This window comes from Streptococcus caprae (assembly GCF_042649745.1).
GTDB classification, from domain to species: Bacteria; Bacillota; Bacilli; order Lactobacillales; family Streptococcaceae; genus Streptococcus; species Streptococcus caprae.
Window position 1 is genome coordinate 123,345 of sequence record NZ_JBHRZV010000052.1, and the last position, 14,930, is coordinate 138,274.

The 14,930-nt window shown below is 40.5% G+C and carries 15 protein-coding genes and 2 pseudogenes; 16 read left to right on the plus strand and 1 reads right to left on the minus strand.

Annotation, left to right across the window (positions count from 1 at the left end; all coding sequences use genetic code 11):
- Positions 1–568, plus strand: a 568-nt coding sequence (locus ACFORF_RS09995; protein ID WP_380427812.1) for an IS3 family transposase, incomplete at its 5' end; no start/stop codon positions are given.
- Between the two features lie 66 nt (positions 569–634).
- Here the strand turns inward: ACFORF_RS09995 and ACFORF_RS10000 are convergent.
- A complete protein-coding gene (locus ACFORF_RS10000) occupies positions 635–1,519 on the minus strand; it encodes a MurR/RpiR family transcriptional regulator (protein WP_380427813.1) in 885 nt (294 codons plus the stop codon).
- A gap of 156 nt (positions 1,520–1,675) precedes the next feature.
- Between ACFORF_RS10000 and ACFORF_RS10005 the strand changes: the two genes are divergently transcribed.
- The 15 genes and pseudogenes from ACFORF_RS10005 (at position 1,676) to ACFORF_RS10075 (ending at position 14,786) form a co-directional block, all read left to right on the plus strand.
- On the plus strand, positions 1,676–2,020 hold the full coding sequence (locus ACFORF_RS10005; protein WP_380427815.1) for a Lin0368 family putative glycerol transporter subunit: 345 nt from the start codon (positions 1,676–1,678) through the stop codon (positions 2,018–2,020).
- The gene (locus ACFORF_RS10010; protein ID WP_380427817.1) at positions 2,017–2,358 is read left to right on the plus strand and encodes a Lin0368 family putative glycerol transporter subunit; all 342 of its coding nucleotides are present in this window, start codon (positions 2,017–2,019) and stop codon (positions 2,356–2,358) included. Before ACFORF_RS10005 ends, ACFORF_RS10010 begins: the two co-directional genes overlap by 4 nt.
- 38 nt (positions 2,359–2,396) lie before the next feature.
- Positions 2,397–3,833, plus strand: a complete 1,437-nt coding sequence (locus ACFORF_RS10015) for a 6-phospho-beta-glucosidase (protein WP_380427819.1) — start codon at positions 2,397–2,399, stop codon at positions 3,831–3,833.
- An 88-nt stretch (positions 3,834–3,921) separates the two neighbouring features.
- A pseudogene (locus ACFORF_RS10020) lies at positions 3,922–5,354 on the plus strand (6-phospho-beta-glucosidase).
- A 380-nt stretch (positions 5,355–5,734) separates the two neighbouring features.
- A complete protein-coding gene (locus ACFORF_RS10025; protein ID WP_380427821.1) occupies positions 5,735–5,974 on the plus strand; it encodes a hypothetical protein in 240 nt (79 codons plus the stop codon).
- Between the two features lie 20 nt (positions 5,975–5,994).
- On the plus strand, positions 5,995–6,228 hold the full coding sequence (locus tag ACFORF_RS10030) for a hypothetical protein (protein WP_380427823.1): 234 nt from the start codon (positions 5,995–5,997) through the stop codon (positions 6,226–6,228).
- Between the two features lie 415 nt (positions 6,229–6,643).
- On the plus strand, positions 6,644–6,961 hold the full coding sequence (locus ACFORF_RS10035; RefSeq protein WP_380427825.1) for a PTS cellobiose transporter subunit IIB: 318 nt from the start codon (positions 6,644–6,646) through the stop codon (positions 6,959–6,961).
- A 48-nt stretch (positions 6,962–7,009) separates the two neighbouring features.
- On the plus strand, positions 7,010–9,013 hold the full coding sequence (locus tag ACFORF_RS10040) for a BglG family transcription antiterminator (protein WP_380427826.1): 2,004 nt from the start codon (positions 7,010–7,012) through the stop codon (positions 9,011–9,013).
- A gap of 3 nt (positions 9,014–9,016) precedes the next feature.
- Positions 9,017–9,334, plus strand: coding sequence for a PTS cellobiose transporter subunit IIA (locus ACFORF_RS10045; protein WP_380427828.1), 318 nt, complete (start codon positions 9,017–9,019; stop codon positions 9,332–9,334).
- Positions 9,335–9,355: 21 nt separating this feature from the next.
- Positions 9,356–9,862 carry a hypothetical protein gene (locus tag ACFORF_RS10050; protein ID WP_380427830.1) on the plus strand — a complete coding sequence of 169 codons (507 nt, stop codon included), beginning with the start codon at positions 9,356–9,358 and terminating at the stop codon, positions 9,860–9,862.
- A gap of 48 nt (positions 9,863–9,910) precedes the next feature.
- Positions 9,911–11,245, plus strand: coding sequence for a PTS cellobiose transporter subunit IIC (gene celB / locus ACFORF_RS10055; protein ID WP_380427832.1), 1,335 nt, complete (start codon positions 9,911–9,913; stop codon positions 11,243–11,245).
- A 90-nt stretch (positions 11,246–11,335) separates the two neighbouring features.
- A complete protein-coding gene (locus tag ACFORF_RS10060; protein WP_380427834.1) occupies positions 11,336–12,829 on the plus strand; it encodes a glycoside hydrolase family 1 protein in 1,494 nt (497 codons plus the stop codon).
- Between the two features lie 86 nt (positions 12,830–12,915).
- A complete protein-coding gene (locus ACFORF_RS10065; protein ID WP_380427836.1) occupies positions 12,916–13,155 on the plus strand; it encodes a SemiSWEET transporter in 240 nt (79 codons plus the stop codon).
- Between the two features lie 175 nt (positions 13,156–13,330).
- Positions 13,331–13,948, plus strand: coding sequence for a histidine phosphatase family protein (locus ACFORF_RS10070; protein ID WP_380427838.1), 618 nt, complete (start codon positions 13,331–13,333; stop codon positions 13,946–13,948).
- A pseudogene (locus ACFORF_RS10075) lies at positions 13,945–14,786 on the plus strand (HAD family hydrolase). Before ACFORF_RS10070 ends, ACFORF_RS10075 begins: the two are co-directional and overlap by 4 nt.
- Positions 14,787–14,930: the final 144 nt, after the last annotated feature.

Sequence of the window (14,930 nt, forward strand, 5' to 3'; positions counted from 1 at the left end):
TAAATACTCCTCTTACATGGGTGAAGTTGGTAAGAAAGCTGATAACCTGATTCAACGTCAATTTAAGGGCTCTAAACCGTACGAGAAGTGTTATACGGATGTGACGGAATTTACTTTACCGAACGCTGAGGGGAAACTCTATTTGTCACCTGTTCTTGACGGCTACAATAGTGAAATCATTGCCTTTACCTTGTCACGTTCGCCGAACTTGAAGCAGGTTCAGACTATGCTTGAAAAAGCATTTCCAGATGAGTCTTATAAAGCCACTATCCTTCACAGTGATCAAGGCTGGCAATATCAACATGATAGTTATCATTGTTTCCTTGATTCTAAGGGAATTCAGCCCTCTATGTCTAGAAAAGGGAATAGCCCAGACAATGGTATGATGGAATCATTTTTTGGCATTCTTAAATCTGAGATGTTCTACGGATTTGAAAGGTTATATCAATCACTAGATGAACTTGAACAAGCTATTACAGATTACATTTTTTACTACAACAACAAACGAATCAAAACAAATTTAAAAGGACTTAGCCCTGTGCAATACAGAACTAAATCCTTGCAATAATTATTTGTCCAACTTTTTGGGATCAGTACATAATTGCTTAGAAGGGGTGTTTGATGAGGAGAATTTTTAGAGGATGTCCTCTTCCATGATACTGGAAGAAGCTTGCCGATTTGCTTCAATATAAGAGGCTGCTTCGATTTTGAAGGCGAGATTTTCATCATACTGCAGAGCAAAAATCCCTGAGTATAGAACATCTAACAAATAAAGAATGGATTCATCAGTGGTAAAGGTTCCTATTTTGGAATAAAGTTTTTCTTTGGTAGAAATAAATAGACGATAGTCCGCTAATTCAGAAATAGAGTTTTCACCAATGCTTGTCAACAAAATGATTGGAATGTCTTGCAGATGTAAAATCTTGGCAACTCTTAATAACGAGGATGTTTCACCTGAATAGGAAATAAGAAGCGCACAAGAATTCGGCAATGCTTGATAGGCATCAAAATATTGTTCGCCTTCTAAGGAATGAACTCGGACATCACGGCGAATTCGGCTCATCTTTTGTTGGAAAGTTAGGGGAAGAAGATTATTATTGCTGGTTGCAAAAACATGGATTGTTTGTGATTCAGATAGTGTTTTAATCGCTTTATTCAATGTTTTATAAGAAAGGAGTGACTGAGTGTCTTCAATCACTTCTTTTTTTAAGGTAGCAAGTTGATTGGCGATTTGCTGGATATTATCCGTCTTTTGAAAAGGAAGATTGGCATCAATCTGAGAAACATGGCTATTGAGATAAGTCAGTTCTTTGATGAAAGCCATTTTAAATTCTTGCCAACCAGAAAATCCTAATTTCTGTGCTGTTCGAACAAGAGTAGACTTTGATGAGAAAGTAGTAGCAGCAATTTCTGTCGTTGTTTGGTGCTCAATGTCCATTTTTTGTTCCAAAATGTAATCAATAATCACTTGCTCGCTGTGAGAGAATGATAGATTTTCCATTTTTTCAATTAGTAACATGATTTTCTCCTAGTCTTGTTTCATTTTTGAAATCGCGTTCTTAATTTGGTGCTCCTTTTGAAGCCAATTTGAGAACACTGTTTCAAATTGGCTAAAGTCCCTTTAAAACCATTATAACAAATGGTAAGCTAGAATTGTCAATAAAAGGAGGTTGATGTGAAAAAAGTGCAGAACATTCTAGCCTATTTCTTGGCTGGATTTCTGGTGCCAACTATCTGGCACTATGTAGCAGCGCCCTTTGGTTATTTTGCAGGTTGTGTTGCCGCTATAGTGGTGATTGCTCCTGTCTGGTACTATAAGGGAATGGTTAATCAAGATAGTAGAGCAGCAACTTTAGATATGGGAGCGGCTGTTGGGCTTGCTATACTGATGAGGGATCTGCTAAATAAGGGTTTTTCATCAGTCTTTGGGAGCTTGCCAACCTTATTTTGGATGAGTCTAGGGGCGATTTTGGCGGGTTGTATTGCCCATCTTCTGACTAAAAGGAGGCAAAAATCATGACCGCACAAGAGGCACTCCTGACCATGTTAGGTGGATTTATCCTTCCTTTTTGCGCCCTACTTTTCTGGGGACGATTAGTCGATAAATGGCGAGCTTGGGGTGGTTTTTTAGCGGCCGCACTTATCGTTGGTCCCATCTGGCTCCTCAATCACGGTTTGCCTAGTCCTTTGATCAAGCAGAGTGGTCTAGTCTTTATAGACATGGGATTAGCGACAGCGATTGGTATCTTAGTTTTTGGGTTACTACAGGGACGGAGCTTCAAAAAGACTCTACCGATTATACTATCTTGTTCTATCGGTGCTAGTTTAGCAGGATTGCTCTTATCAATGCTATTTTAAAAAATTAATAAAAATAATATATAATAAAGGAGAAAACAATGACATTTCCAAAAAATTTCCTCTGGGGCGGTGCCCTAGCTGCCCACCAATTTGAAGGTGGTGTTCTTGAAACCTCTAAGGGTCTTAGCGTGGCTGATGTGATGACGGCTGGTGCCCACGGTGTTCCCCGTATCATCACAGATGGTCTAGTGGAGGGGAATTACTACCCTAACCATGTAGGGATTGATTTCTACCACCGCTACAAGGAAGATATTGCCATGTTTGCGGATTTAGGTTTTAAGTGTTTCCGGACTTCGATTGCCTGGTCGCGGATTTTCCCGACGGGCTTTGAAACGGAGCCAAATGAAGAGGGGCTTCAATTCTACGATGATGTCTTTGATGAACTCTTGAAGTACGGTATTGAGCCCGTTATCACTCTTTCTCACTTTGAGATGCCGTACGAATTAGCCAAGAAAAATGGTGGATTCATGAGTCGTGATACGGTGGACCAATTTGTCAAGTTTGCGGAAGTTGTCTTCAAGCGCTACAAGGCTAAGGTCAAGTACTGGATGACCTTTAATGAAATTAACAACCAGATGAACTACCACAACGATATCTTTGGTTGGACAAACTCGGGTGCTCATTTCGGAGATTATGACAATCCAGAAGAAGCTATGTACATCTGTGCCCACCATACCTTGCTTGCCTCAGCCAAGGCTGTTAAGATTGGTAAGGCAATCAATCCAGACTTTAAGATTGGGAATATGATTGCCATGGTGCCTATCTACCCTTATTCTTGTCGTCCAGAGGATATCCTCTTGGCCAATCAAGCCATGCACGACCGCTGGTTCTTCTGTGATGTGCAGGTCCGTGGGCACTACCCAGCCTATAGCCTCAAGATGTTTGAACGCAAGGGCTTCAAAATCCCTATCACTGAGGAGGATAAGGTGGTTTTGGCAGAAGGCACTGTCGACTATATTGGCTTTAGCTACTATATGAGCAATGTCGTTGATTCGCAAAAAGAACAGAGCGATGTATCAGATGCTATTGAAGCCTCTAATCCATACAGTGTCGTCAACCCCTTCATCAAGGCTTCGGACTGGGGCTGGGCGATTGATCCTGTGGGACTTCGCTATTCCCTTAACGCCTTTTATGAGCGCTATGAAAAGCCACTCTTTATCGTAGAAAACGGCTTTGGGGCTATCGATGTCAAAGAAGCAGATGGCTCTGTCCATGATCAGTACCGCATCGACTACCTGCGCAGCCATATTCAGGAAATGGAAAAAGCCATCAATGAAGATGGTATAGAGCTGTGGGGCTACACGCCTTGGGGCTGTATCGACTGCGTGTCCTTTACGACTGGTGAGATGAAAAAGCGCTACGGTTTCATCTATGTTGACCGTGACAATGAAGGCAATGGCACACTTGAGCGCTCTAAGAAAGATTCTTACGACTGGTACAAGCAAGTGACGACTAGTAATGGCGCAATCTTGTAAGATAGTTGCAAATCGAAGGGTTTTTTTGATTGGTACTAACATGTCATGTTAAATGACAATTTCAATTATTTTATGGAGGATATACTAAATGGTTCAAAACTTATCATTTCCAGACGTTTTTTTGTGGGATGGTGCGACAGCTGCAACCAACTTGAAGGTGCTTATAATGTGGATGAGCGTGGCTTAGCTAATGTCGATGTCTCACCTGTTGGGCCAGATCGTATGAAAATTATTACTGGTCAAGTGAAACACTTTAACTTTGACGATGAGCATTTTTATCCAGCTAAGGAAGCCATTGATTTTTATCATCGTTACAAGGAAGATATTGCACTCTTTGTAGAGATGGGCTTTAAGACTTTACGTCTTTCTATCGCCTGGTCTCGTATCTTCCCAAAAGCTGATGAAGCGACACCAAATGAAGCTGGATTGCAATTCTATGAAAATGTCTTTAAAGAGTGTCGAAAATATGGTATTGAACCTTTGGTGACCATTACCGACTTTGATATTCCAATGCATCTAGTCACAGAGTATGGTGGTTGGCGCCATCGTAAGATGTTGACCTTCTATGAAAATCTTGTCACAGTGTTGTTCAATCGCTACAAGGGATTGGTCAAGTATTGGTTGACCTTCAATGAGATTAATGTCTTACTCCACGCACCGTTTATGGGAGCAGGTGTAGTCTTTGAAGAGGGTGAAAATAGAAATCAAGTCCTTTATACAGCAGCTCACCATGAGTTGGTTGCCTCAGCTCTTGCGACAAAAATTGCACATGAAGTTGATCCTGAAAATAAAGTGGGTTGTATGATTGCTGCAGGGAAATTCTACCCATTGACACCAAAATCAGAAGATGTCAAAGCAGCTATTGATAAGGACCGGGAAAATTACTTCTTCATCGATGTTCAGGCGCACGGAGAGTATCCTGGTTATGCCTTGAAATTCTTCGAACGTGAAGGATTAACTATTCCTATCGAAGAGGGTGACTTGGAGCTTCTAAAAGAGAATACAGTAGACTTTGTTTCCTTCTCTTATTATGCAAGTCGTGCAGCAGAAGCAGTTCCTGCTGACCAGACAGAAGCAAATCTCTTGGGGACAGCTCATAACCCTTACCTGAAAACGACAGATTGGGGTTGGGCTATCGATCCACTAGGTTTTCGAAATACGATCAATGACTTGACAGATCGCTATCGCAAGCCGCTCTTTGTCGTTGAAAATGGATTAGGTGCTGTTGATACACCAGATGAAAATGGCCATGTAGAAGATGACTACCGTATTGCCTACCTAGAAGAGCATATTAAAGCCATGCGAGATGCTATCAATGAAGATGGAGCTGAAATCTTAGGCTATACAATGTGGGGACCAATTGATCTTGTTTCAGCAGGAACAGGCGAAATGAAGAAACGCTATGGGTTCATCTATGTGGACCGTGATAACTATGGCAATGGAACCCTTAAATGTTCTAAGAAAAAATCCTTTAACTGGTACAAGGAAGTCATTGCAACCAATGGTGCAAGCCTGAAATAAGATGGAAACATCGGGTCGCTATAGTCAGCTCGATGTTTCTTTTTTAATAGCTAGGCAAGGAAGACGAAGCATGTCTCAAACGGACACTATTTACATATTTTTTGTGCAAAAACTTTTTCAGAAATTCAAAAAAATAAAGCATTTTTTGGTTTACAAATACTAAAAAAAGAGTATAATATATGCCATAAGGAGGGATTGTATGCGATTCCAATCTATTTGTAGCCAGTCTGGCTACCCCTGCCATAGCGACCCACCAGTCTTCTTATAATGACGATATTTCATTTTTGGAGGGAAATGATGGATAACTTTATTTATTACTTAATGATGTCCTTTATAATATTTGTGATGCCTGCCTATTTAGTTTATTTATTGAGAAAGACTTGGAAAAATGTAATAAGTCTTGGACTTATTACATTCACTTCAAAAAGGGAGTCACGTCGCCTGATTTGACAACACCTGTCTTTCAGGACTACTTTACGGTGGAACACGTCACCGAAGATGGCACAGTTGTCATCACCAGTAAGGTCAATGATACTCGATTACGTAAAATTATTTCGACAGAAAGTCAGCTATCACTAGATGCTTTCCATGTGACAGATCATATTATTCGGATGCCATAATGGCTAGAGAGGAGAATGAAATGACAAAGAACGGTACTTGGAGATATGTCATTCATTTTAAAGAAACATTACCAGATTTAAGCCTACCTGTTTTTCAGGAGTATATTACAGTTGAACGCCAGCTTGATGATCAAGTCGTTGTTGTCCATAGCACCATCAATGATGTGATGCTGCAAGACCTGATTGTCAAAGAGTGCGGCTTAAAGAAAAGCGCATTTGCCATTTCAGGCGGTCTGATGCGGATACCAATTTAATAAGATTCGAGGCTGGGACCAAGTCCTAGTCTCTTTATTTTATTGTCGCGTACCTAAGCAAGAGGCAGGTCTTCTTGACTTATTTTGTAAATCTAGAAATACCCTGACAGATTGGGGATTCTGGAAGTAGGACAGAACTTAATAAGTGAAAAAAGAGTTTGCTCGCCTGTCTATGGCTAAGGTTCGGGCTAAAAATGGAGTAAAAAAGTCAAATCGCAAGATTGTGACGGTATGTCGGTTTTCTTACTCTCTGTTTTGTGATTTGCGGAAAATATACACTAGCAAACAAAAAATTTCCGCATCAGGGGATTTTTTCCCTTTCCACTGCGGAAAAAGTTCCTATGTACAATGGAGGTAAAATGCTCTATAATGAGTTTGTAAGCAGTTACAAAAAATAAAAAAGGAGTTTTGTATCATGACAAAATCAGCTTTAATTATCTGTGCCGGAGGAATGTCCTCTTCTCTTATTGCTAAAAAGACAATGAATTTGCTTCAAGAGCAAGGAGTAGATATCTTTATGGATGCACGTGGTGTTCCAGAAGGAAAACGGGAAATTCAAGCGGACAAATTTGACCTATATCTTGTTAGTCCACAAACAAAAATGAACTTTAAAGAGTTGGCAGATGCAGCCGCTAAATTGAACAAACCGATTGTTCAAATCCCACCACAAGCCTACATTCCAATTCCAATGGGGATTGAAAAAATGGCAGCTTTGGTGAAAGAAAACATTTAATTTCAAAATCGTATATAATAGTGTCTAGCAAACAAATCGGAGGCAGGCATGTTCAATAAGAAAGAAAAGCAACTCATTCTTTATTTGATACAAGAAAAAGAACGGTTCGTCACCAGTCATGAGATTGTCGAGCAACTGTCTTGTTCTGATCGAACTGTCCGAACCTATGCTAGACATATTCATGATGAATTAGACACATATCCAGGTGTGGAAATTGTCTCTAAGCCTGGTCAAGGTTACCAACTGCAAATCAATGACTATCAGCAGTTTCAGACTTTTTTAGAGGATTTTCAGCTGGAAGATCATCGCCTGGCGCATTATGGCAAGGCAGACATGGAAGACAGAGTTTCTTATATCTTGAACAAACTACTCTTTGAGCAAGAAGAAGTGTACTTTGATGATTTGGCAGAGGAATTCTTTGTCAGTCGCTCGACCTTGTCTGCTGATTTCAAAAAAATTCGTCAACAATTCGAGCGTTACGATTTGAAGATTGAAAGCAAGGCGAACAAAGGAGTTTTTGTCTCTGGAACAGAGCGAAATAAGCGACGTTTTATTATGGATTACTTCTTTGATAATCGCTTTGTTAATACGCTTCATCAGTATATTGACAGTGCATTTTTTCAGCAAAAAATTACTTTTGAAGAACTGATGATCATTGTCTTAGATGAGTGTCGTGAAGGCGCACTCAAACTATCAGACTTCGTCATTCAGAACTTGATTATTCATATCGCCTTGGCGCTCAGACGTGTATCTGAAGGCTTTCAAATCAATCAATTAGACAATATTGAGGATATCAAAGATTGCAAAAGTCGAAAAATCGCCAAGCGAATCATTAACCGAGTTGAAATTGTAACAGGAATTTCTATTCCGGCAGAAGAAATTGACTATATCACCTTGCACTTGATTGCCAAAGGAAATGAGGGGAAAGGTGATCGGTTGGTTTCAAGCCGATTAGAAGAACGACTGCGAGCAGAACTGATACAGGCTGTAGATGTAGTGGGACAACCTTTCTCTCATACTTTTCAGCAGGATTTCCAGTTGATCGAGGGACTAGTAACACATTTGGAAACCTTATTCGTCCGCTTAAACAATAAGATTATCTTGGAAAATCCTCTACTAAGAGATATTCAAACGAACTACAAAGAGAGTTTGGAGATGACTCGCCAAATAATGGAGGCTGTTCCAACGTTTCGGGAGTATCATTTATCTGAGGATGAATTGGCCTATATCGCTCTTCATTTCTTGGCATCTATTGAACGATTCAAGGAAAAGAGTAAACAAAACATCTTAGTCATCTGTGCGACAGGTTATGGTAGTGCCCAGATGCTCAAAAGTCGTATCGAAAATGAACTTGGCAATCTTGTTTCCATTGTCGATGTGATTGGCTATTACGAAATCAATGACCAGAAATTAGAAAATATTGACTTTATTATTTCATCTATTGATTTATCGAACTTAATTTTCAATATTCCAGTTTATACTGTTTCTGTCTTCCTCAAAGAAGAGGAGGTTCGGATGATTAAGGAAGAAATAAAAACGACAACAAGTAAAAGCCAAGCAAATGAAGTGGACATGTCAACACCAAAATATGACCTTCAGGAAATATTTGATGAATATTGTTCAGAAGATACCTTTTTTATCTATCCATCAATAGATAGAGATGGACTTTTAGCAGCAATGGTACAGGCGCTAGCTCCTCAAGAAGATAATCAGTTTGGTGCACGTATGTTGCAACTGATGGACCAAAGAGAGAGTTTAAGTTCTGTCATTTTTAGTCCACAGATAGCAGTTCCACATCCGATTCAGCCCGTGGGACGTCACCATAGGATGGCGATTGCACTGGTAAAAGATGGGCTATATTGGAATGCAGAATACCCAACTATTCAGTTCGTATTTTTGCCTTCATTATCGGTTTATGATAATGAAGGACTGCCCCATCTAACAGCCAGAATCGTTGACTTAGTTGATAATCCAGAGAGGCAAGAAGCTCTTTTAAACTGCAATAGTTTTGAAGAATTTAGGAAATTATTTTTAACAGAAAACGGGAGGTAGATTATGAATTCAGAAGAATTGCAAGTCGCTGCATTTGAAATCATCCTAAACAGTGGGAATGCAAGAACCATTGTTCACGAAGGTTTTGCTGCCATGCGTGAGGGCAATTATGAAGAAGCGGCAGAAAAATTGGCTGCTGCCAATGAAGAGTTACTATTGGCTCACCAAGCACAGACGAAACTCTTACACGAGTATGCCAATGGTACAGAGATTAAAATCGAAATTATCATGGTGCATGCTCAAGACCATTTGATGACATCCATGACCTTGAGGGAAGTGGCCCTTGAGATGCTAGAATTGTATAAAAAAGTAGATGCCTAAGCATTGAAACAGGAGGACGGTATGCAAGAAGCGGAGAAAAAGGACTTAGAAGCAAGACGTAGAGAATCGGCTATCACAAATATGTACTACAATCGTTATTTAGTGGTTCGCTATGCGACAGCTCTTCTCTTATTTATCAACCTATACTGGTTTCTGATGCTTTTTACAGAAGGTGCTCCCCTATACCTCTTCATACTTCCCTTGTCTCTCTTAATAGGAGCAGCTTTGACGATGTGGGAGATGGCACTGATGAACACCCGTGATCAGCGAGAAGCAAAAATGGCAACTATTTTTTACAAGATGATTATCGTCGTAAATGTGTTGCTTGTGCTTCTGAGCGTTCTTGGTCACTACACAACCTTTTTCCCACTGCTGAAGCAATCGCTCTCCAGTCTACTAGCAGTTTTGATTTTGCAACTGTGTGGCATATTACTTTCCATTGGAATCTTGTCTCGTCTTCGGCAGATTCGGTGTAAGAGCGACAAGCAGTACAAACGGATCCAGACCTATCTGGCATCCATTACCTAACCTTACCAACATTTTTTATTGAAAAATACAATAAGGAGGAAATGATAAATGTTTGGATTTTTAGAAAAATATGTCATGGGCCCTATGGCGAAAGTCTCTACTTTCCGTCCAGTCCGTGCCATCGTAGCAGCCGGTATGGCTTCTATTCCCTTGACTATCGTAGGGTCAGCATTCTTGGTATTGGGAGTACTTCCTCAAGCCTTCCCAATTTTAGAAGGGATTTGGGCAGCTTCATTTGACAAATTTGCGGCCTTAACTCTCTTAGCTTATAAGTGTTCAATGGGGATTCTTTCTCTGTACTTTGCACTTGTTATCGGATATGAATATACTAAAATTTACGTAGAAGAAGAAGAATTGAACTTGAACCCACTGAATGGTGGTATCCTTGCTGTGTTTGCCTTCTTCATGACCATTCCAGAATTGGTATGGAAAGATGGCATGATGACAGCAGTGACAGGTGAAACCACAATTGGTGGTTGGACAGTTGGTGGCGATAGCTTGGCACGTCTGTCTACTTCTGGTCTCTTTACTGCTATCTTGATGTCTATCTTGGCAGTGCAACTCTACCGTCTCTGTGTGAAAAAGAACTGGGTTGTTAAAATGCCTGAAGCAGTTCCAGAAGGAGTCTCTCGTTCATTTACAGCTTTGATTCCAGCATTTGTAGTAGCGATTACTGTTATCGTAATCCAAGGTATCTTTATTTTCTTCGGTACAGATATTTATAAAGTGGTTGCGATTCCGTTCGGATTCGTTACAAACCTAGTAGACACACTTCCAGGTCTCTTGGTGATTTACTTCCTTGTACATGCTTTGTGGTTGGTAGGTATCCACGGTGCCAACATCGTTATGGGGCTTGTTAACCCTATCCTTTTGGCTAACATGGCTGAAAACGTAAATGGCGCTTCCTATGCAGCAGCAGGTGAGTTCACAAATGCTTATATCACAATTGGTGGTTCTGGTGCAACACTCGTACTCTGCTTGCTCATGGCATTTACAGCTAAGTCTGAACAATTGAAAATGCTTGGTCGTGCTTCACTTGGTCCAGCACTCTTCAACATTAATGAACCTCTCATCTTTGGTTTGCCAATCGTTTACAATCCAACATTGGCCATTCCATTCTTGACAGCACCGCTTGTTACAGTTATCATTTCTTATCTTGGAGTATCTTCTGGTTTTGCAAACAAAGCTATTGTTCAAACTCCATGGCCAACTCCAGCAGGTTTGGGTGCCTTCATCGGTTCTGGTGGTGACATTAAGGCAGGTATTCTAGCTATTGTCTGTGTCTTGGCAGCTGGTGCTGTATGGTTCCCATTCTTCAAGTCTTACGACAACAAATTGCTCAAAGAAGAGCAGGAAAATGCACAGAGTTCTGCAATTTCTTAATCAATGAGATAAATAGATAAGCGTCCTACACCCATAGGATGCTTCTATTTTAACAACAACGACAATATGATATATTAAAAGGGGAACATTATGACACGTACAACATTTCCCAAAGGATTTTTATGGGGTGGGGCTATTGCCGCCAATCAGGCAGAAGGAGCTTATAATGTAGATGGCCGCGGTTTGGTACAGACAGATGTGACAACCGGTGGTTCTGTAGACACTCCGCGTTATACCACCTTTATTGATAAAGATGGCAAACCAGGGAAAGTGGCTTCCATGGGACATATGGGGCATATTCCTGAAGGAGCTAAATTTGCGGTTTTAGAGGATTATTATTATCCAAATCATGATGGTGTTGATTTTTATCACCGTTACAAAGAAGACATTAAACTCTTTGCCGAAATGGGCTACAGTGTCTTTCGCTTGTCCATCTCTTGGGCTCGTATTTTCCCAAATGGTGATGATGCTGAGCCAAATCAGGCAGGTCTGGATTTCTACCGTTCTGTCTTTGAGGAATGTCGCAAATACGGAATTGAGCCACTCGTTTCTATCTGGCATTTTGACACGCCATTATCGCTTGAAGAGCGCTATGGTGGCTGGACCAATCGTAAATTGATTGATTTTTATGTACGATATGCGGAGACTATTTTCAAAGAGTATAAAGGTCTTGTGAAATACTGGCTCACCTTTAACGAAATCAACGGGACGATTATGTTTATGGAGTTTGGTGGGGACAATGTTCCAGATAAGGCCTATCAAGATGCCTATCAGCACCTTCACTATCAATTTGTAGCCAGTGCCCGTGCAGTAAAATTAGCCCATGAAATCGATCCTGACTATAAAGTGGGAAATATGATTTGTGGTATTACGTATTATCCAGCTACCTGTGACCCAGCGGATATCTTGCTCAACGAACACAAGTGGCAGCAAAATATCTACTATTGTGGGGATGTTCAAGCTAAAGGAAAATACCCAACCTTTGCGAAACGTCTTTGGAAAGAACGCAATGTTGAGCTAGATATTACAGAGCAGGATCTAATTGACCTTCGTGAAGGTAAGGTAGACATGTACACCTTCTCTTACTATATGACCAATAACGTCACAACCCATACAGGGGAAGATTTAGTAGGCGGGAACTTCTCACATGGAACAAAAAATCCTTACTTGACTTATTCTGATTGGGGCTGGGCACACGATCCATCTGGTTTGCAATATTACCTTGAAAAGATGTACGACCGCTATGAAATTCCAATGATGGTTGTTGAAAATGGCTTAGGTGCATTTGACACGGTCGAAGAAGATGGTTCTATTCACGATGATTATCGGATTGACTACCATAGAGCGCATATCAAAGCCATGGGTGCTGCCATTGAAAATGGTGTGGATTTGATTGCTTATACGACATGGGGCTGTATCGACCTCGTTTCAGCAGGAACAGGTGAAATGCGCAAGCGCTATGGCTTTATCTATGTAGATAAGGACGATGCTGGCAATGGAACGTTTGACCGCACTCCAAAAGATTCCTTCTATTGGTATAAGGATGTCATTGCAAGTAATGGACAAAAAGCTTTAGAAGAATAACCTTTTGTGCATTTTACATCCATAGTGGATAAGCATTTTAAGGTAAACATCTTGTTCGTTGAAAACAATAGATAGGAAAGGATAAAATGATTGGATTTATTGCTGCCTTTTTAACCACTTTTGGCTTTGTGCCTCAGGTGATACGGGTCATTCAAACCAAGGATACAACCTCTATTTCCTTGGGCATGTATCTCATGTCTGTGACAGGTATGCTCTTGTGGTTGACACACGGGCTCATGATAAAAGATAATGCCTTGGTCATTGCAAATGCCATTTCGGCAACTCTTTCAGGGATTATCTTAGTGTATAAACTCAGATACAAATAATCATTTAGGAAGAGGTGGCAGGTGTCACCTTCTTCTTTTTTAACTTGGTGAGTTGACATGGATAAAGCCCGTATTAGAAAGAACTAGATTGGAAAATGTAGCAGAAGAATTTCCAGATGGTATGAGTTTTGGAGGTTTTAGAACGTAAAAACGATTGGGAGAAAGAGGTAGGTAAATGACAAAAACTTTTTATGTCATGCGACATGGAGAAACTCTGTTTAATACACAAAAACGTGTTCAAGGAGCATGTGATTCTCCTTTAACCGAAAAAGGAATTGAGCAGGCTCAAGAGGTCGCGGAATATTTTAAGCAGAAAAATTTTCATTTTGAGGCAGTGTATAGCTCCACTCAAGAGAGAGCAACAGATACTGCCAAAATTGTTGCGCAGACAGATTGCATCACCCAACTAAAAGGGTTAAAGGAAATGAACTTTGGAATCTTTGAAGCACAGGCGGAGATGTTACTGCCAAAACATCGCCCTGGTTCTAACTCTTTTGAAGATTTACTCGTGCCTTATGGTGGAGAAGACATCGTCAAAGTGGGGGAGCGTGTTCACAAAACCTTGGTAGATACAATGGCACAGCACGAGGGTGAGTGTCTATTTGTCAGTCATGGGGCGGCTATGTGGGGTTTGGTGCAGTTATTGAACATCCAGTTTCCACCGGGTGTTCGCTTTAGTAATTGTGCGATTATGAAATGGGAACTAGGTGGTGATGCGTTATCGCTGATTGAATTGATTCTTCCCTCAGAAGATTTTAAGGTATATCCATTTAAAAAGGAGGATAACAGGTGACAAAAGTTGTATTTTTAGATGTTGATGGAACCTTGGTGGACTATCACAATCGTATTCCAGATAGTGCTGTGACTGCTATTAGAAAGGCAAGAGAAAACGGACATTTGGTTTATGCTTGTACGGGGCGTAGTCGAGCAGAGATGCAAGAAGCGATTTGGGATATTGGTATTGATGGTATGATTGGGGTGGCAATGGTTCTTATGTCGAACATCATGGGCAAGTTGTCATGCACCAACTGATTTCCAAAGAAGATGCAATAGCAGTGGTCGATTGGCTTCATGAAAGGGGATTAGAGTTCTATTTAGAAAGCAATAATGGACTTTTTGCGAGCGAGCATTTCCGCGAAAAGGGAAAGACCGTGTTGCAAACTTATATGCTTGGTAAGGGCATGACAAAAGAGCAGGTAGAGAATTTAGAAGCCGATGATGTCATTCACGGGATGGTTTTTGGAGAAGAACTCTATCGTGATGATTTGAATAAAATTAGCTTTATATTATCTTCCTATCAGGCTTATTTGGACTCCAAATAAGCCTTTCCTCAACTAGTTGCCAATACTTGGGGTGGTCGCGGAGAAACAGCTCTCTTTGGTGATTTAGGAATAAAAGGCATTGACAAAGCACACGCTATTGATGTTTTACTCGCGCATATAGGACATTCCAAAGAAGATACCATTGCTTTTGGTGATGCTAAAATTGATATTCCCATGTTGGAATACTGCGCCATTGGCGTCTCAATGGGCAATGGAGGCCCTGAAATTCAAGCGATGGCAGATATGATAACCGATGATGTGGAACACGATGGACTGTACAATTCTTTTGAAACATTAGGCTTGATTTAAAAAAGTCTAGAATATAGTAACAGGCATAGAATTACGTTGTTAAAAACGATGATACTATGCCTTTTAGAGTATTTTTTCAAAAGAAAGACTGAGAGTTGAGTTTTTGTCTAGCTCCTTTCCCAATTAAATTGATTAAAATTTACA

Excerpts from the sequence above, each read along its gene's own strand:
- ACFORF_RS10015 (WP_380427819.1), top strand. The coding sequence starts at position 2,397 with ATGACATTTCCAAAAAATTTCCTCTGGGGCGGTGCCCTAGCTGCCCAC.
- ACFORF_RS10065 (WP_380427836.1), top strand. The coding sequence starts at position 12,916 with ATGATTGGATTTATTGCTGCCTTTTTAACCACTTTTGGCTTTGTGCCT.
- ACFORF_RS10030 (WP_380427823.1), top strand. The coding sequence starts at position 5,995 with ATGACAAAGAACGGTACTTGGAGATATGTCATTCATTTTAAAGAAACA.
- ACFORF_RS10070 (WP_380427838.1), top strand. The coding sequence starts at position 13,331 with ATGACAAAAACTTTTTATGTCATGCGACATGGAGAAACTCTGTTTAAT.
- ACFORF_RS10010 (WP_380427817.1), top strand. The coding sequence starts at position 2,017 with ATGACCGCACAAGAGGCACTCCTGACCATGTTAGGTGGATTTATCCTT.
- ACFORF_RS10035 (WP_380427825.1), top strand. The coding sequence starts at position 6,644 with ATGACAAAATCAGCTTTAATTATCTGTGCCGGAGGAATGTCCTCTTCT.
- ACFORF_RS10040 (WP_380427826.1), top strand. The coding sequence starts at position 7,010 with ATGTTCAATAAGAAAGAAAAGCAACTCATTCTTTATTTGATACAAGAA.
- celB (WP_380427832.1), top strand. The coding sequence starts at position 9,911 with ATGTTTGGATTTTTAGAAAAATATGTCATGGGCCCTATGGCGAAAGTC.
- ACFORF_RS10050 (WP_380427830.1), top strand. The coding sequence starts at position 9,356 with ATGCAAGAAGCGGAGAAAAAGGACTTAGAAGCAAGACGTAGAGAATCG.
- ACFORF_RS10000 (WP_380427813.1), bottom strand. The coding sequence starts at position 1,519 with ATGTTACTAATTGAAAAAATGGAAAATCTATCATTCTCTCACAGCGAG.
- ACFORF_RS10060 (WP_380427834.1), top strand. The coding sequence starts at position 11,336 with ATGACACGTACAACATTTCCCAAAGGATTTTTATGGGGTGGGGCTATT.
- ACFORF_RS10045 (WP_380427828.1), top strand. The coding sequence starts at position 9,017 with ATGAATTCAGAAGAATTGCAAGTCGCTGCATTTGAAATCATCCTAAAC.